At 44.6% G+C, this 17,301-nt stretch carries 16 protein-coding genes; 9 read left to right on the top strand and 7 right to left on the bottom strand.

Annotation, left to right across the window (positions count from 1 at the left end; translation table 11 throughout):
• Positions 1–7: 7 nt before the first annotated feature.
• The 4 genes from L0U88_RS16915 to L0U88_RS16900 are packed head-to-tail and all read right to left on the bottom strand — an operon-like array spanning position 8 to position 2,905.
• A complete protein-coding gene (locus L0U88_RS16915) occupies positions 8–808 on the bottom strand; it encodes a glycosyltransferase family 2 protein (RefSeq protein WP_234867414.1) in 801 nt (266 codons plus the stop codon).
• 16 nt (positions 809–824) lie between these two features.
• Entirely contained in the window at positions 825–1,880 is a 1,056-nt protein-coding gene (locus tag L0U88_RS16910) for a glycosyltransferase family 9 protein (protein ID WP_234867413.1), read from the bottom strand.
• A gap of 45 nt (positions 1,881–1,925) precedes the next feature.
• Positions 1,926–2,450: a GNAT family N-acetyltransferase gene (locus L0U88_RS16905; protein ID WP_234867411.1), complete on the bottom strand. Its 525-nt coding sequence runs from the start codon at positions 2,448–2,450 to the stop codon at positions 1,926–1,928.
• 20 nt (positions 2,451–2,470) lie between these two features.
• A complete protein-coding gene (locus L0U88_RS16900) occupies positions 2,471–2,905 on the bottom strand; it encodes an SRPBCC family protein (protein WP_234867409.1) in 435 nt (144 codons plus the stop codon).
• 178 nt (positions 2,906–3,083) lie between these two features.
• On the opposite strand from L0U88_RS16900, the gene L0U88_RS16895 reads away from it, so the two are divergent.
• Positions 3,084–3,461, top strand: coding sequence for a DUF2147 domain-containing protein (locus L0U88_RS16895; RefSeq protein WP_234867408.1), 378 nt, complete (start codon positions 3,084–3,086; stop codon positions 3,459–3,461).
• Between the two features lie 22 nt (positions 3,462–3,483).
• On the opposite strand, the gene L0U88_RS16890 is transcribed toward L0U88_RS16895, so the two are convergent.
• Positions 3,484–4,995, bottom strand: coding sequence for a T9SS type A sorting domain-containing protein (locus L0U88_RS16890; protein WP_234867406.1), 1,512 nt, complete (start codon positions 4,993–4,995; stop codon positions 3,484–3,486).
• Positions 4,996–5,211: 216 nt separating this feature from the next.
• Between L0U88_RS16890 and L0U88_RS16885 the strand changes: the two genes are divergently transcribed.
• The 5 genes from L0U88_RS16885 (at position 5,212) to L0U88_RS16865 (ending at position 11,572) form a co-directional block, all read left to right on the top strand.
• Entirely contained in the window at positions 5,212–5,658 is a 447-nt protein-coding gene (locus L0U88_RS16885; protein ID WP_234867404.1) for a DMT family transporter, read from the top strand.
• A gap of 4 nt (positions 5,659–5,662) precedes the next feature.
• On the top strand, positions 5,663–6,613 hold the full coding sequence (locus tag L0U88_RS16880; protein ID WP_234867402.1) for a ring-cleaving dioxygenase: 951 nt from the start codon (positions 5,663–5,665) through the stop codon (positions 6,611–6,613).
• Between the two features lie 2 nt (positions 6,614–6,615).
• A complete protein-coding gene (locus tag L0U88_RS16875) occupies positions 6,616–7,260 on the top strand; it encodes an alpha/beta hydrolase (RefSeq protein WP_234867400.1) in 645 nt (214 codons plus the stop codon).
• A gap of 62 nt (positions 7,261–7,322) precedes the next feature.
• A complete protein-coding gene (locus L0U88_RS16870; protein WP_234867398.1) occupies positions 7,323–9,260 on the top strand; it encodes a transglutaminase-like domain-containing protein in 1,938 nt (645 codons plus the stop codon).
• Positions 9,261–9,280: 20 nt separating this feature from the next.
• A complete protein-coding gene (locus L0U88_RS16865; protein ID WP_234867397.1) occupies positions 9,281–11,572 on the top strand; it encodes a DUF3858 domain-containing protein in 2,292 nt (763 codons plus the stop codon).
• Between the two features lie 9 nt (positions 11,573–11,581).
• On the opposite strand, the gene L0U88_RS16860 is transcribed toward L0U88_RS16865, so the two are convergent.
• Positions 11,582–12,007 carry a response regulator gene (locus L0U88_RS16860; RefSeq protein WP_234867395.1) on the bottom strand — a complete coding sequence of 142 codons (426 nt, stop codon included), beginning with the start codon at positions 12,005–12,007 and terminating at the stop codon, positions 11,582–11,584.
• Between the two features lie 5 nt (positions 12,008–12,012).
• Complete coding sequence (locus tag L0U88_RS16855; protein ID WP_234867393.1) at positions 12,013–13,557, bottom strand: sensor histidine kinase; 1,545 nt, start codon at positions 13,555–13,557, stop codon at positions 12,013–12,015.
• Positions 13,558–13,783: 226 nt separating this feature from the next.
• On the opposite strand from L0U88_RS16855, the gene sufB reads away from it, so the two are divergent.
• From sufB to sufD, 3 genes are read left to right on the top strand one after another with little or no spacing between them, the layout of a single operon-like run.
• Positions 13,784–15,229: a Fe-S cluster assembly protein SufB gene (gene sufB / locus L0U88_RS16850; protein ID WP_234867392.1), complete on the top strand. Its 1,446-nt coding sequence runs from the start codon at positions 13,784–13,786 to the stop codon at positions 15,227–15,229.
• 30 nt (positions 15,230–15,259) lie between these two features.
• Positions 15,260–16,015 (top strand): Fe-S cluster assembly ATPase SufC, encoded by a 756-nt coding sequence (gene sufC / locus L0U88_RS16845; RefSeq protein WP_234867390.1) that lies wholly within the window; start codon positions 15,260–15,262, stop codon positions 16,013–16,015.
• Positions 16,012–17,301: a Fe-S cluster assembly protein SufD gene (gene sufD, locus L0U88_RS16840; RefSeq protein WP_234867388.1), complete on the top strand. Its 1,290-nt coding sequence runs from the start codon at positions 16,012–16,014 to the stop codon at positions 17,299–17,301. The genes sufC and sufD overlap by 4 nt, the downstream gene beginning before the upstream one ends.

Raw genomic sequence — 17,301 nt, 5'->3', positions numbered from 1 at the left:
TCTTGTGTCAGGATGCCTGGTAATATCCATTCGGACAAACCCAGTGCGGGTTTTTAGTTGTTTCAATAAACAGGATTTCATTGTCCTGAAGCTGCTCCCGACTTGAACTGGCATGGTGCAGGTGATAGGCAACTCCGGCCATCTTCAATCTTTTTTTCTTACATCCCGCCTGCAACAAACGGGTGGCGAATTCTACATCCTCCCATCCCCATCCTGAAAACTCATTGTTGTACCCATTTACCAATACATAATCCGCCCGCCAGAAGGCAAGATTGCAGGCTTTGATGTTTTGATTGCTGCTGGTTTTTTTTCCAAATAAAAAAGCCAGAAGGGGCAGGTGTATCGCATTGATGCGATTGCGGATACCCTGGCTCCAGGGATGAAGCGGAACTAATCCTGTTTGAATGAGTTGCTTTGTTAAGGATGCATCCAGCAGCACCCTTGATCCCTGAACAAAACAATCCCTTCTTGCTGCCCTCAGGTGATCAGCAATAAAACTGCGATGCAGGATCATATCCCCATCGATCTGTATAATATAATCGCAACTGGTTTGCCGGATGGCTTTGTTGATGATCAGGCTTTTTCTGAATCCTTTATCCGGCTGCCATACATGTTTAATTGGTAAGCGATAAACAAGCTGGTAGTACTCCACTACCTGGCGTGTAGCATCATAAGAGCCATCATCCGCTACCAGTATTTCATCCGGCATTTTTGTTTGTCGTACTACAGACTCTAAAACCAGTTCCAGTGCGGATGGCCAGTTGAAGGTTGAGATCACCAGGGCTACCTGTTTAATAATTGGTTTCATTGCTTGAGTCGTTTAATTAGATTGTAACAAAATGTTCTTTCAGCGTTCGCTCTGCCTGCTGCTGCAGTATTTTCCGCTGGATAATGGAGGCTACTCTTTCATCATTGATCAGGTTGGCACAATCGAAGTGGCGCTTCGGACAGGCTGCTTTACCATGATTGCCACAGGGTCTGCAGGATAACTGCGCTTCTGCCTGAACGATATACGATTCATCTGAAAGAGGCGTAAAGCCAAATCCGGGAATAGTAGAACAGAACAATGCAATCACAGGCGCATTCACTGCAGATGCAATATGAAGCGGTGCAGAATCATTCACCAGGTTAAAGAGGGCGCCTTGCATCAGTGCAGCCGACTGTAAAATACTGAGTGATCCGGCCAGCGATTCTATATTGGTATAGGCAGGCAATTCATTTAGAATGGCAGTTGCCACCGCCTGCTCTTTTTTTGTTCCTATTATGTAAATCTTCTGACGAATGGGCAGGCGTTTCAGGATGGCTGTCCACTTGGAAACCGGTACCTGCTTGGTAAACCAAACTGATCCGGGTGCAAGAACAAGATAGGGTTCCTGCTGAAAGCGGCGAATAGAGGAATAATCTGCGGGTGATGGATACAAACCTGGTTTAGTTACCGGAGTACTTGTGATGGTTTGTAATAACTGGTTGCATCTTGCTGTTTCATGAACCGGTTCTGCTGCTGTTCCCGCTATGTGTTTTACTTTTTTAGTGAATAAAAAAGAGAGTGGGTTTTTATCATAACCAACTATGATTTTACCACGGGATAATCCGGCTAACAGGCCTGTTGCAGCATATCGCTGTACATTTATAACAAGATCATATTGTTCTTTGCGTACTTGTTTTAGTAGCGCTAACAGGCTGCGGTATTTACCCTTTTTCTTATCCCATGTTAAAACCTTTCGTACATACGGATGCGATTGCAGTACTTCTTCATTACCCTTCCTCACCAGGAAATCAATACGGGCATTCGGATAATGCAGATGCAGGTTTTCAATCAGAACGGTGGACAGGATAAGGTCACCAATGAAGGCAGTTTGGATTAATAACACTGATTTCATACACGCCGGCAATTTGGCCGTACGCACTTGACAGATGGTTATTACTTACCGTTGTATCGGATTTCTTAATTCGTAAATAAAATTTTTTTTGACAGGTTCGCCATAGTAAGCAACGTCCAGCTCACCGGTTTTAATCGCGCCGAATTTTTCAATGGATCGTTGTGATCTGAAATTGGTAGCGCCAATATGAAAGCGAATAATATTTACAAATTGAAATGCATGTTCTACCATCAGTTGCTTCAATTCCTGGTTGTAGCCTTTGCCCCAAAAGGATCTGCCTATAAAGGTGTAACCTATCAATACACTTTTATCAGATTCATCATAATCATAATACCGGGTGCAGCCCATGGTTAGTCCCAGGTTCTTTTCAATGATGCGATACGCACCTCCGCTTTTAAGGGCGCCCTCAAAATAGTTGTTGAATTCCTCCGGCTGGTAACGATTCTTATTGGGGTGCTGCTCCCAAACCAGGGGATCGGATGCTACAGCATAGACTTCCTTGAAATCTTCAGCCTGCAACGGTTGTAAAAATATTCTTTCGGAACGTAAGATGGTTTGTGTCCAGGACATACTGCTAATGTCCGGCAATCTTAAAGATTTTCCGCATATCTTTTAAAGTTATCAAGTATAGCCTGCCAACCATTTTGCTGCATTTCCAGAGGATTGCTGTTTTCAGCATCAAACTGGGTTATCACCCTGGTGCCTGATTGTATTGGCAGAAATTCTACCCGCGCAGTTCGGCCATCTTCCATTTTATAAGCAAAAGAAGTCAGCGGTACAACTTCTGTGTATTCTCCTGCGAAATCAAATCCAAAACTCCCGTCGCGGGCTTCCATCCGATAGGAAAAGCTGCCGCCAGTTCGCAGGTCATTGCTGGCCCTTGGTGTATGCCAGTCGGGGGATGCAGCATTCCAGTTAACAATATGTTCTGGTGTGTTAAATAATTCCCAGGCTTTTTCTACCGGCACTTCCACCTCTGCGCTTACTTTTAATACAACTGTATTGGGTTGTTCATTCTTTTTCATTTGGATAAGTTTTATTTTATTTATTAAACAAACTTATACCCTTTTTATGGCTATGCAACAGTGGGCTTTTGTCAATTTCGGGGGGTGAATGCGTCAACTATTTTAATATGTCAATCGTTTTGTATTATAGTAAAGAATTGATACTATGAAATTGCTTGCTGGTCTAATTTTATTCGTCATGACATCAACAAGTACCCAGGCTCAGTCTGCCGCTGATCAGATTTTAGGTATTTACTGGACCCCACGGAAAGATGGTAAAATGCAGGTCTTTAAAAGTGGTGATCGTTATTTCGGAAAATTGGTATGGGGTAAGAACAGCCGCCTGGATGAGAAGAATCCCAACCCCGCAGAACGTACAAAGCAATTACTTGGAATGGTAATTCTGAAGAATTTCCTCTTCAAGGAAGGAAAATATTCAGACGGACAGATTTATGATCCGGATAGCGGCAAAACCTATGATTGCACGATGTGGCTGGAAGGATTGAAACTTAAAGTCCGAGGTTATGTAGGTGTATCCCTGTTTGGCAGAACAGAAACCTTCGAGCGGGTCGAATGAGTTTCTGTTCTGACAGGTTGTTTTATGGTATGATGATTTTTCTTGTTTGATCCATGCCATCTGCACTTACAATTTTCAATACATATATACCCTTGCCCAAACGAACACGGCTGAGGTCAATGGATTGAGGCTGACTGGAATGCAGTTGTGCAACATGCTGGCGAATCAGCACCCGGCCCGATAAATCAACCAGGTTGATATCTACATTTTTGTGACTGGAACCTGCTTTCACCTGTACCTGGTTGCCGGTTACAACAGTTGGGTAAACCTGTAGCTCATTGCTGTTTGAAGCAGCATTCAGATGAACGGTCAGTGTTTTGGAATAGGTAACCGTCCTGTCAATATCGACCATCTTCAGGCGATAGTAAAACTGATCTCCTTTAGCAGTTTTATCAGTAAAACTGAACCTGGTTTTGCCTTCTCCCATTTCGGGTTCAATGGTTCCGATGGAACTGAACTGACGATTATCCGTACTTCTTTCAACAATGAAGAAATCAGGGGTACTGTTCGCAGTGATTACCCAGTTTAATACCGGCTGTGAATTTTTCACCACGGCTTTGAAATCAACCAGGTGGATCGGCAACAGAGTAATCACACTCATATTGAAACTTACCCTGTTGGAGCCTCCGTTTTCATAATACTCCAGTACCATATCATAGTCGCCATCCATACTAACCGGTGTTGAGATCGTAGTATTATAGGACTGGTCGTTCCAGCGGTTGATGATCCAGGTAGCGCCTCCATCCAGGCTTAACCGGTAACCATCATCTCCGCCAACTGTAAACTGGTAGGTGCCGGGCAGGAAGTTTTTGCGCAGCCGGTACCGGACACTGAAGGTTTCAGTAGTAGTAGCACAACTGCTGGTATTCAAAGTAACATTGCTGCCTCCAAAGCTCTCATCGAAATTGGGACTGCCCGCACTGCCATTTTGTATTCTGCCTACATAACTGCTGAAGTTGGTGCCATCATATACATACCCATTCCACACATTTCCTGTTCCAAATACTGAGGTATCTTCTGTGCCCATACAGATAGAACTAACGTTGAAGGATACCCTGTTATCACCGCCGTTCTCATAGTATTCTATCACCAGGTCATAGGTGCCATTTAATACCACATCATAGGTGGTGGTTTGGTAAGGATGATCTGTATAATTATTAATTACCCAGGTTGCTCCGCCATCCAGGCTGAACCGGTAACCATCATCACCACCTACAACAATGCGATAACCGCCATTGGTGAAGTTCCGGCGCAGTTTAAACCGAACACTGAAGGTGTTGCGGTCCACATTACATCCATTGGTGCTGAAATTGCCATTATTACCGCCGAAATCTAGGTCAAAATTTGGGCTACCCGCAGTTCCGGCATTTATGAATCCCCTGTAGGTGGTAAAATTCATATTGTTATATGCATACCCGATCCAGACATTCCCGGTTCCGAAACTTGTCTGGTCCCCCGCAGGAGTACAGGGTTGTGCCTTGACCAGCGTTGCTGCCAGTAAAAAGACAATAAGTAAGTGTAAATTTCTAATCATAAACAGCCTATCTGGACAAATAACGAGGTCGTCTAAGTATTATTATGTAGTCATTTATAAGGGTAAGTTTCTAAGTAGTTTATTGTATGCCGGTAATTGACTCAAAACCATCGTTAATCCGCCACTGTTATACGTTTAATGGAAATTGCGGCCTCCTGAAGATTTTTTTAAATCTTGATTTAGGTCAATACTATTTTAACTTGCAAACAAAAATCCATGCAACAAGTCCTGTTGATTCTGGTAGCCATTCTGGCCGGCATGTTCCTTCCGCTCCAGGCCTCCCTGAATGCCAAAATGGGGGCGGTGGTCCAGAATCCCCTGCTGGGTAGCCTTATTTCCTTCCTGGTCGGAACCCTCGGATTGCTGGTGTATATCCTGATGAGCCGGGTTCCGCTCACCAATCTCTTCCAGGCTAAATCAGCACCCGGATTAGTCTGGATTGCCGGTTTGCTCGGCGCCTTTTATGTTACTGCTATCATTTTGCTGGTGCCCAGGCTGGGAGTGGCGTTAACATTCGGACTCGTGATTGCCGGACAGATGTTTGTCAGCATCCTTTTTGATCACTTCGGACTCCTGGGAACCCCTGTTCATCCCATCAGCTGGATGCGATCCCTGGGTGTAGTCTTATTAATTGCAGGCGTATTGATCATTCGCAAATTTTAATAATATGAAACAACTGATAAAGGGTCTGCACCATGTTACCGCGATGGCTGATGACCCTCAACAAAACCTTGATTTTTATGCGGGCATACTGGGGCTCCGGCTCGTCAAAAAGACCATCAATTTTGATGCCCCTGACGTATACCATTTCTATTATGGAGATGAGGATGGAAAACCTGGTACTATTCTGACATTCTTCCCCTATAAAGGGCTGCACCGCGGTCGGCAGGGCAAGGGACAATTGACCACCACTTCTTTTTCCATCCCGGCTAACAGCCTGGGTTACTGGACGGAACGTTTGAAACGTTTCAATATTCCCTTTTCCAATCCACAGGAGCGCTTTGAGGAAGGCTTTATATACCTGGAAGATCCGGACGGATTAGGTATTGAACTGATTGCCAACGACCGCGATACAAGACCAGGTTTTACTTATGGACAAATTCCCCTCGAACACGCGGTGAAAGGTTTTCATAGCATCACCCTCAGTGAGAATGGCTATGAAAAAACTGCCGGCTTCCTGACTACTTACCTGAACCACCAGGCTGTTGCTGAACAAAGCAATCGCTTCCGGTTCAGTGCCAGTGGAAAAGTAGGCGATTTAGTAGACATTGTATGTGAACCCGACAGGTTGAGAGGGCTTGGTGGAAGTGGAACAGTGCATCATGTTGCATTCGCAACCGATAATGACCAAACCATCCAGGAAATGCAGGAAAAACTGGCTTCCAAAGGGATGAATGTTACCACTGTACTCGACCGCCAATACTTTCACAGCATCTATTTCCGGGAACCCGGAGGCGTTCTTTTTGAAGTGGCAACCTGTGATATAGGCTTTACCTACGATGAACCCCTGGAAGAACTGGGACAAGCACTTAAATTACCACCCTGGGAAGAAAAGAACAGAAGCCGCATTGAAAGCGGACTTGAACCCATCCTCCTGGACTGGAAAAAATTCGTTTAAGCATGGAAGTTAAAAAGCATAGCAAACAGGTAGTAACTGATGGACTTCCTTTGGCATCAGCGGAAAAGGTGATGATATTGGTGCATGGGCGCGGCGCATCCGCCGATTCCATTCTAACTTTGAAAGATCACCTGCTGGTGGATGGATTCGCCTTGCTGGCTCCACAGGCCACCAACCATACCTGGTATCCCTACAGTTTTATGGCACCGGTTGAACAGAATGAACCCTGGCTAAGCAGTGCTATTGAATTGCTTGAAAGCCTGGTGGAGGATTGCCTGAAGGCTGGCATCAAACGGGAGCATATTCATTTGCTGGGCTTTTCACAGGGTGCCTGTCTGACACTTGAGTTTGCAGCACGTACTGCTTCCCGTTATGGTTCGGTTACTGCGTTTACAGGAGGATTGATTGGTGAAAAAATTGATCGATCCAATTACAAGAGGAAGTTTGAGGAAACACCTGTCTTTATTGGATGCAGCGACCGCGATATGCATGTGCCGGTGGAGCGCGTATATGCATCCACCAATATTCTAACTGAAATGGGCGCCCGGGTTACAGAAAAGATTTATCCGGGCATGGGGCATACCATCAATGAAGATGAGATCAATATCGTCAATCAGCAATTGAGTGGTTCAGGTAAGGATAAATAGTTCCGGCAATTTTTAATTCCCGATTTTCCTATTATCTTGGCGGCTGAACCTAAACCGTCTTCATGAAAAAAACGGCGCTCGTATTAGTGCACCTATTCCTATCGACTCTGCTCTTTGCCCAAAATCAGTCTGCCGATGGCGAAGGAACCAGCCAGGCTACTGCCCTCAAAAAAATTGACAAGGAGGCTGAATATGGCACCCACCTCGCGGTAAAACAAATCAGTTTCAGTACAGGTAAAGGACTGGATGGAATGCCTGTTGTGGTAGCCAATGAAAAAGGCTCGATTGATATGGTCTCCATCGGCTCCAATGTATTTATGGGGCATTTGCTTCCGTACAACAACTTTGTGCAACTGCGCGACTATGATTTCGAGGTTTTTTATAAAAACAAATTTCGCAGTCAGAAATATCCGCCAAGAAAAATCTCCCTTACTGATGATGCCATCTTCTTTGATGATAATTATGGACTCTTCTATGGTATGGAGGCAACCGAATCCGGGCAGCGTTGCCGTTTCCTCTACAACTATCAATATGCAGATGCAAGATACCTGACCCGGCTATTTTTCCATAGTTCCCAGCCGGTGAAGGAACATAGCATTGAACTGGCAGTGCCCTCCTGGCTGCAACTCGAACTCATTGAAAAAAATTTTGATCCGGTGTATAAGATCAAAAAATCAAAACGTAAAGAAGGAGATCTTACCATTTATACCTATACGGCACAGAATCTGGGTCCGGTTAAACAGGAGCCGGCTGCACTGGCCCGACCTTTCTACCTGCCCCATGTGATCGTATCTATCAAAACCTTTAAATCGGATAACAAAACACATGCTGTCTTTAATACGATGGACGACATGTATGGATGGTATAACCTGCTGTATAAAAAAGCAAAAAATGAAACAGCTACAATTAAAGCAATTGTAGATAAAGAAGTACAGGGCAAAAAATCGGACGAAGAAAAAATCAGGGCCCTGTATTACTGGGTACAGGATAATATCAAATACATCGCGTTTGAAGAAGGCTATTCAGGGTTTATTCCCCATACGGTTCAGGATGTTTTCAAAAATAAGTATGGCGACTGTAAAGGGATGGCAAACCTGCTGACTGAAATGCTGAAGCTCGCCGGTTTTGATGCTCATTTTGCGTGGATTGGTACCCGTGAGATCCCCTACGACAGAAAGGAAGTGCTTTCACTATGTGTAGACAATCATGCGATATCTGTGTTGTATCATGGCGGCAAGACCTATTTTCTGGATGGCACGGAAAAGTATGCACCGCTGGGTGTGAATGCCTATCGCATCCAGGGTAAATCGGTATTGGTTGAGCATGGAGATCAGTACAAAATTGAAATGGTTCCACAGGCAAAACCGGAGGATAATACAATGGCAACCGCTGCCAGCCTGAAACTAAATGGAAACAAAATAACAGGCCATGTTAAGCTGACATTTACGGGTGAGGCTAAAAACTTCTTTCACTATATCTACAATGCCATTCCTTCCAATAAAAGAAAAGAGTTTATAACTACCCTGATCGAACTCAATAACAGTGGTGCAGATGTGACCAATGTAAAGACCTCTGATTTCAGCAATCGGGATATTCCATTGGTGCTGGAGGGAGATGTAGAGATAGCCAACCGGGTTACAATCGTAGATAAAGACTGTTATACAAGTATTGATTTTTATCCGGCCAGCTTTGCCAGTTTTTCGCCGGATGAAAAAAGAAAAACGCCTATTGACCTGGATCACGTGCTGTATGCGACGGACACCATCCGGTTGGAACTACCTGCAACGGCAAAGGTGAAATCTTTGCCTCCCGTTTTCGAAACAAGTTTTGCGGGAAACAGTATGAAAGCGGTTTACCAGCAGGAAAAAAATCAACTCATACTCACCAAGCAAATGAAATTAGAGGCTCCGGTTATTCAACCTGCACAGTTTACTGAATGGAAAGCCTTCCTTCAAAAGATTCGTGATTTTAACCGTACAACGATTAGTCTCCAGCTTTAATGATTTTTAAGAAATCTTTCATGAGAACAACCATCTTGATGGCAGCCTTCCTTTTGGTAACTGGAACTGCCGGTAGCGCTTTTGCTCAACAACGAATCGGGAGTAAGGAGCTTGAACTATTAAAGAAAAATGCAAAAGCAAGTCCATTGCTTCTTGATACAGATACCGATTTTAAAGAAAATACCTCCAGTCAGTGGCCGGATGAAAGTGGTGTTATTTTATGCCAGAAAACCAGCTTTGATTTTGATAAAAAAGGATTGAGCGTGGGTAAGCGAATTGGCAGGAACCTCTGGGGTGCTCTCTTTGCTCTTCCAACCATGGGGTCTTCCATCTACTGGGCCAATGCAAGAAATGATACACGCATGCTGGTAGAAGAAACAGAGCGACGGAAAATTCTGCTTCGCGATAAGTTTGCTGTAGAACAATATGCCGTACTGTATTTCAGGTTGTTTATGGATTCGGATGCATTTGAAGCGAGAGTGATCAAGCGCGACGGAACAGTACAGCCACTTGATTTATCAGACGCCATTGAATTGGCTGACCCAACCAGTACGCCGGGCATATTCAGGGGATATACAGATGCACGGTTTAGCTCAACCTATCGCCCGGATTATTATAAGATTGCTGTACCGGATTTGCAGGAAGGAGATATCATTGAATATGCTTTCCGACATTTGAATACCCGGTCGTTCAGTCATAATCCTAACTACAAGGAGTTTGATCCGGTTTATTATCTCTGTAACAGGGAATTGCCGGTTGCAAGGCAGGCATTGGAGATTATTACCCAGGATCAGAATTATTACCTCGGTTATAAGAACCTGAAAGGGGCTCCGGATTTTTCCGTGTCACAGGAATCAGGAAGAAAAGTATATAAATGGGTGGATCAGTCGCGTGATAAAAGAACAGATACCCGATTCGTCAATGAATACCTGGAAATGCCTTCTCTTAAATTCCAGGTGATTTACGCCCGCAATTCCGGCAAGAATTTTATCTGGATTCCGGATGATGCTTCATCCAAAACGGATATCACGCAGGAAGATTTTGCAGGGAAAGCCCGGCAGATGTGGTTTGCTCCGGCAAAAATTCAGGAGTCGGGTGAGTATACGCGCGGATTGCCGGCACCTCTTAAGTCAACCGTGGATGAATTGTACCGGTTGTTGCGTAAGCGAGGCGCCTATGATGGATCTGAAAAGGATTATGTGAATAAAGCCTATTATTCCATTCGCTCCATCACCATGTATAACAACTGGAACGACTATGGATTTGCTAAAGTGTTTTCTTCTCTGCTGACCAGGCGGGGTATCGATCACCAGATTATTGCAACCACCGTAAACAGCAGAACTGCTATTGATAAAATATCCTTCAACCAGGAACTGGCCTGGGTAGTAAAATACAAGGATACCTATTATGTAAATCCGGATGATCACCTCAATCCGGATGAGATGCCAGCTTATCTGGCTGGTAATCGCGCCGTTCAGTTCAGCAGCAAGGAGACAGATCAGAAAATGGATAGTATCGATCTGCCCATTGCAGACACATCTGTAAATACCTATAAAATTTTACTGGCAGTTGCTTTGAACGAAGACAAATCCGGCTTTGTAATAAAAAAAGAAGCCGAAGCTGCAGGACTTGTAAAATTGCGTGCGATTGATGAGTTGCTGGCACTTACGCCTTATATGGAACAGGACTACCGGAACTATGGTGGTGATGGTCCCTGGGATGTGCTCAGTGCAACTGAACAGGAAAAAATGATCGAACAATTCCAGGAGGCTAAAACAAAATGGAAAAAAGAAAAGCCGGATTTCATGAAGGAATTGGCGGAAAGTTTATATGGTCATAAAGTGAACAACTATAAATCGTTCCGGATTGTGAACGATGGCCGCAATCTGAAAAAACCAGGCATTCGTTATGTGGAGGAGTTTGAACTTTCGGAAATGACTGCGCATGCAGGAGAAGATCTAGTTATTTCTCTCCCGGCATTAATGGGGCAGCAGCAAAAAGTGGAGAAAAAAGAGCGCAATCGTCAGTTGCCGGTTGATATCGGTTATCCGGCCAAATACCACTGGAAAATAGTGATGGCCATTCCGGAAGGATATGTGGTAAAAGGATTGGAGAATCTTTCCAAAGTGGTGGAAAATGAGGCGGGCAGTCTGGTTACAATTGGCGCAATTGAAAATAACCAGGTGCATCTGAGCATTACGAAAAAGTATAACCTGCGGCACCTGAAACCTACACAATGGGCACAGTTGCTGGAATTGCTGGATGCGAGTTATGCGTTGTCTGAAACCAGGCTTATTCTTGCCAAGCCCTGATCCTGATTGTTAGGAGGGGAGTTTTACAATATTGAACCAGAAATTTTCCAGCTGGACTACAACTCTGAAAAACTCCTCTACTTCCACCGGCTTGGTGATATAACAATTGGCGTGATTCAGGTAGGAACTGTTGATGTCTTTGAAGGAAGAGGAAGTAGTCAGCATGATAACCGGTATATGCTTATATGCTTCAGCTGTTTTAATAAAATGCAGTACTTCATGTCCGTTTTTTTTCGGCAGGTTGACATCCAGCAGGATCAGATCAGGGAGCATGGTCGCTTGAAACGGGGCTTTTTTTTCGAGGAAATCAATGGCTTCTTTTCCATCTCTGGCAATGCTGATCTGGTTGACCAGTTTTCCTTCTTCGAGTGCTTCTCTGGTTAAAAGTATATCCCCTTCGTTGTCTTCAACGAGCAATACATGAATTGATTTCATCGGAATCAGGCGGTTTTGAGAATAGTAAATGTAAGTATTGTTCCCTTATTCTCACTGCTCTCAATCCAGATTTTTCCCCCGTGTTGTTCGATGATGCGTTTACAGGTAGCGAGCCCCATTCCTGAACCACTGTATTCATGTTTGGTATGAAGTCGTTTGAATAACTGAAAAACTGCTTCCCTGTTTTCGGGGGCAATACCAATACCGTTATCCTTAACCGAAAACTGCCAATGCGTTTGTTCATCTGATGCCTTGATTTCGATAATGGGCCGGTTTCCTGTTGACTGGTATTTCAAAGCATTGCCGATCAGGTTTTGAAATACCAGTTTCAGTGGTGTCTTTCTTGCCTGTATGGTTGGAAGCATACCAATTTGCAGGTCGGCCTGTTGCTCTTCGAGTTGACCATGAAGCAACTCTTTAATATCCTGTAACAACTTGTTGCAATCTATCCATTCAGGTTTTCCTCCCTGCACACCACCTGCATGCGCAAAGGCCAGCAACTCCTGGATCATTGCTGACATACGCTCTGCACCATCCATTGCGTAATGGATATATTGGCGGGCTTTTTTATCCAGTTGCTCACTGTAGTTTTTATCCAACAGTCGCATGAAACTACTGATCATCCTGAGCGGTTCACGCATTTCATGAGAGGCTACTGAAGCAAAGCGGGTCAGTTCTTCGTTGGTTTCTTTCAGATGCGTAATGTCTACATGGGTACCAAACATCAATAATGGATCCCCTTCTTCAGACGACTTTACAACTTTGCCCCGGTCCAGAATCCAGACCCAATGACCATTTTTGTGCCTCATCCGATAGGTAGCTTCATAAAACTGGGAATGATCCCGCAGGCATTCACTGACTTTTTTATTGACTTCTACCATGTCTTCCGGATGGGCAAACCGGGAAAGGGTTGACTGATCGATGGGTTGAATTTCATCCAGGGTATAGCCAATCAGGGTTGCCCAGGTTTCATTATAGGTTAGTTGTCCGTTTTGAATATTCCATTCCCAGGTGGCGGCATTGGTTCCTTCCAGCACAAAATTCAGCCGGTCTTTTTCACGGATCAGGTCTTCCTGTACCAGGCTTTTATCCCGAAGGGTTTCTCTCAATAATTGCATGGTCTGCCGATCCTGCTCCTGTAGTTTGCTTAGTTTATACCGCCTTTTGAATTGCAGGATATTAAAGACAATCAGGAAAAGTACAGAGCAGGCTAACATCGCTATGCCAAACCGGTTGATTAAGATATAAGTCTGGTCAATTTTTTCCAGGTTGGTCAATCTGCGGTCATTTTCCAATTGGTTGGAAGCCCGGTTCTGAATGACCCTTAGCTCTGTGATTGGAATTTGTTGGGTAGAATCAGCAGTTGGCGCCAGCTCCAGTAAGTGCTCCAGGTTTGCCTTGCGTAGTTCCGTATTGGCGGCTCTAATGAGTGCTATTTCCTTGTTTACCTGCTGGTGGTTAAGATAATTTCTGAGAAAAAAGAAGAGTCCGGCTACCATTAAAAGGATGGAACCAATCAAAACAGGCAGGGTAACCGGGTAACGTTTCATTTTATGTAAGTGGTACACAAATTAACGCTGACTCGTCTCCTGGTGGTGTGAAATACCCGGTTTTGTAGCATTTTCGATTAATTACGAACTATTTCCTAAGGGTTTTCAGGTACCTGTAAACATTTCAAAAGAACCACTGTTATAGTTTTTCTGACTATTTATACTCTTTTGTATAAATAGATCTTACCTTTGTGGCCAATTTTAGCAACTGAATAGATTTTGCAGTATGAACGACGGATTAAGCACTATTGAACAACAGATTACCAGTGATTACAAATATGGATTCACCAGCGATCTGGATGCCGACCAGGCGCCGAAAGGACTGAATGAAGACATCATCCGGTTTATTTCCGGAAAGAAAAATGAGCCCGAGTGGATGCTGGAATGGCGCTTGAAAGCCTATCGCCACTGGTTGAAAATGGAGGTTCCTGAGTGGGCGAATATCAAGTATCCACCTGTTGATTTCCAGGATATTATCTATTATTCTGCCCCCAAGCAAACCAAAAAATTAAACAGCCTGGATGAGATTGATCCGGAATTACGCCGGACTTTCGAAAAGCTGGGTATCTCCCTGGATGAGCAGAAGCGCCTCAGTGGAGTAGCTGTGGATGCGGTGATTGACTCGGTTTCAGTTGCTACCACTTTTCGGGAGCAATTGGGAGAATTAGGAATTATTTTCTGTTCCATGAGTGAAGCTATCCAGGAGCACCCTGAACTGGTTAAAAAATATATCGGTTCGGTAGTGCCCATGACGGATAACTTCTATTCAGCCCTGAACTCAGCAGTATTTACAGATGGTTCTTTCTGTTATATACCCAAAGGAGTGCGTTGCCCGATGGAACTCTCTACTTATTTCCGGATCAATGCCCAGAATACCGGTCAGTTTGAACGCACCCTGATTGTTGCGGAAGAAGGCAGTTATGTTTCCTACCTGGAAGGTTGTACAGCTCCCATGCGCGATGAGAATCAGTTGCACGCAGCGGTGGTGGAACTGATTGCGATGGATCATGCTGAAATCAAATATTCAACTGTACAAAACTGGTATCCCGGTGATAAAGAAGGGAAAGGCGGGATTTACAATTTTGTAACCAAAAGGGGTATCTGTGCCGGCGTTCATTCAAAAATCTCCTGGACCCAGGTAGAAACCGGATCAGCAGTAACCTGGAAATATCCCAGCTGTATTCTGAAAGGTGATCACTCCGTAGGTGAGTTTTACAGCGTGGCGGTAACCAACCACCACCAGCAGGCTGATACCGGAACCAAGATGATCCACCTGGGAAAAAATACCCGCAGCCGGATTGTATCCAAAGGTATATCTGCAGGAGTTAGCCATAATAGTTACCGCGGATTGGTAAGTGTGGCTAAAAATGCAACCAATGCCCGGAACTTCTCACAGTGTGATTCCCTGTTGTTGGGAGATCGCTGTGGTGCTCATACCTTCCCTTATATAGAGGTTAAAAACAATACAGCCCAGGTTGAACACGAAGCTACCACTTCCAAAATCGGAGAGGACCAGATCTTCTATTGTAACCAGCGGGGTATTGATACAGAAACTGCTGTGGCCCTGATTGTAAATGGCTTCGCGAAAGAAGTTATGAATCAATTGCCGATGGAGTTTGCAGTGGAAGCACAAAAATTACTGGCCATCACCCTCGAAGGAAGTGTTGGTTAAACCTAATCATCAAATTTGAAATAACACAATATGTTACAGATAAAGGATCTACACGCAGGTATTGAAGGAAAAGAAATTCTTAAGGGTATTAATCTTACGATTCGTCCGGGTGAAGTACACGCCATCATGGGACCCAACGGTTCCGGCAAAAGTACCCTTGCATCCGTGCTGGCGGGAAGAGAAGATTATGAAGTAACCGGTGGTTCTGTGGAGTTCCTGGGTAAGGATCTGCTGGAGCTGGCTCCGGAAGCCAGAGCTGGAGAAGGACTGTTCCTTGCTTTTCAGTACCCGGTAGAAATTCCAGGATTAAGCACCATCAACTTCATGAAAACAGCGGTGAATGAAGTTCGCAAATACCGTGGCCAGGAAGCACTGGATGCTGCAGAATTCCTGAAGCTCATGAAGGAAAAAATGAGCCTGGTAAATATTGATAAAAACCTGCTCACCCGTTCCCTGAATGAAGGGTTCTCAGGTGGTGAGAAAAAGCGCAACGAAGTATTCCAGATGGCGATGCTCGAACCCAAACTGGCTATTCTGGATGAAACGGATTCAGGTCTGGATATCGATGCCATCCGTATTGCTGCAGCCGGCGTAAATGCCATCCGCAGCAAGGAAAATGCAACACTTGTAATTACACACTACCAGCGACTGCTGGATTATATCGTGCCTGATTTTGTGCATGTACTGTACAATGGACGTATTGTAAAATCCGGTGGTAAAGAGCTTGCACTGGAACTGGAAGAGACAGGCTATAGTTTTCTTAAAAATGAGATGAATATTGCATGAGTACGATAACTACGATAAAAGATAAAGCACAACAACTGGGAGCTGCTACACAGGATGCCCTGCAGCCCGTACGCGCTGCTGCATTGGCAGCTTTTGACCAGTTGGGTGTACCTGCCGTGAAACACGAAGAATGGAAATATACCCGGATCAGTCAGCTGTTTAATCAGCCCTACCAGTTAGGTGTTGATCATTCCAATGCGGATGCAGCCTGGCAGGCTTTTCGTTTGCCTGAATATGAAACGGCGAACGAATTGGTATTCATCAATGGGGTATACAATGCAGCAGCATCTACGGTTCGGTCAGCCGGACTGGTAGTGTTACCCCTGGAAGAAGCTGCAAAGGGTGAGTATGCGCAGATTGTAAGTAAACACCTGGGGCATAGCGGCAAATACCTGAAAGACGGAATCAATGCACTGAATGCATCTTTCCTGGTGGGAGCTGTATTCATTGGCGTGAATCGATCCACTGAAATTGAGCATCCGGTTTATATTTATAACATTACCGATGGTCGCGCTGGTAACGTATTTGCACAACCGAGAACACTGGTACATGTTGCTGCCAATGCAGGTGTGGTGCTGGTTGAAACTTACGGTAGCATTGGGGTAGCAGACCATTTCACCAACCAGGTAATGGAAGTGGTGGTGGAGCAGGATGCCCGCGTAGAATATTACAAGGTTCAGAATGATAGCAATCGTTCCAGCCTGGTAAGTACCACGCATTTCCGCCAGGTAGGTAAGAGTTATGTGCATGCCGTTACCATTTCACTGAATGGTGCGATGGTGCGGAATAACCTGAATATGGTGATGGAAGCAGAACATTGTGATTCCAACATGTTCGGTTTGTATTTCACTTCCGATTCCTGTCATGTTGATAACCATACCATCGTAGACAATGCCAAACCACATTGCCTGAGCAATGAATACTACAAAGGCATACTCGACGGTTCCTCTACCGGCGTATTTAATGGTAAGATCTTTGTTCAGCAGGATGCGCAGAAAATCAATGCCTTCCAGTCGAACAAAAACATTCTCTTGTCTGACAATGCGAATGTTTATACCAAACCACAGCTGGAGATTTTTGCAGACGATGTGAAATGTTCTCATGGTTGTACGGTTGGAAGGCTCGATGAAGAAGGACTTTTTTATCTCCGCTCCCGTGGTGTAACAGAAGCAAGTGCGAAATCACTGCTCCTGCATGCTTTTGCGGTTGATATTCTTGACCAGATTCGTCACGATGCCCTCCGTTTTTATGTAGACCAACTTATTTCTGAACGTTTAGGAGCATAA

This window comes from Flavihumibacter fluminis (assembly GCF_021491375.1).
Taxonomy (GTDB): Bacteria; Bacteroidota; Bacteroidia; order Chitinophagales; family Chitinophagaceae; genus Flavihumibacter; species Flavihumibacter fluminis.
The sequence above is the reverse complement of the archived record's forward strand: the minus strand, read 5'-3'. Positions and strand labels throughout refer to the sequence as shown.

Bases quoted from the DNA above. Each gene is read 5' to 3' on its own strand.
- sufC (WP_234867390.1), top strand. From the start codon at position 15,260: ATGTTACAGATAAAGGATCTACACGCAGGTATTGAAGGAAAAGAAATT.
- L0U88_RS16895 (WP_234867408.1), top strand. From the start codon at position 3,084: ATGACATCAACAAGTACCCAGGCTCAGTCTGCCGCTGATCAGATTTTA.
- L0U88_RS16900 (WP_234867409.1), bottom strand. From the start codon at position 2,905: ATGAAAAAGAATGAACAACCCAATACAGTTGTATTAAAAGTAAGCGCA.
- L0U88_RS16875 (WP_234867400.1), top strand. From the start codon at position 6,616: ATGGAAGTTAAAAAGCATAGCAAACAGGTAGTAACTGATGGACTTCCT.
- L0U88_RS16880 (WP_234867402.1), top strand. From the start codon at position 5,663: ATGAAACAACTGATAAAGGGTCTGCACCATGTTACCGCGATGGCTGAT.
- L0U88_RS16865 (WP_234867397.1), top strand. From the start codon at position 9,281: ATGAGAACAACCATCTTGATGGCAGCCTTCCTTTTGGTAACTGGAACT.
- L0U88_RS16860 (WP_234867395.1), bottom strand. From the start codon at position 12,007: ATGAAATCAATTCATGTATTGCTCGTTGAAGACAACGAAGGGGATATA.
- sufB (WP_234867392.1), top strand. From the start codon at position 13,784: ATGAACGACGGATTAAGCACTATTGAACAACAGATTACCAGTGATTAC.
- L0U88_RS16855 (WP_234867393.1), bottom strand. From the start codon at position 13,557: ATGAAACGTTACCCGGTTACCCTGCCTGTTTTGATTGGTTCCATCCTT.
- L0U88_RS16910 (WP_234867413.1), bottom strand. From the start codon at position 1,880: ATGAAATCAGTGTTATTAATCCAAACTGCCTTCATTGGTGACCTTATC.
- L0U88_RS16885 (WP_234867404.1), top strand. From the start codon at position 5,212: ATGCAACAAGTCCTGTTGATTCTGGTAGCCATTCTGGCCGGCATGTTC.
- sufD (WP_234867388.1), top strand. From the start codon at position 16,012: ATGAGTACGATAACTACGATAAAAGATAAAGCACAACAACTGGGAGCT.
- L0U88_RS16890 (WP_234867406.1), bottom strand. From the start codon at position 4,995: ATGATTAGAAATTTACACTTACTTATTGTCTTTTTACTGGCAGCAACG.
- L0U88_RS16905 (WP_234867411.1), bottom strand. From the start codon at position 2,450: ATGTCCTGGACACAAACCATCTTACGTTCCGAAAGAATATTTTTACAA.
- L0U88_RS16870 (WP_234867398.1), top strand. From the start codon at position 7,323: ATGAAAAAAACGGCGCTCGTATTAGTGCACCTATTCCTATCGACTCTG.
- L0U88_RS16915 (WP_234867414.1), bottom strand. From the start codon at position 808: ATGAAACCAATTATTAAACAGGTAGCCCTGGTGATCTCAACCTTCAAC.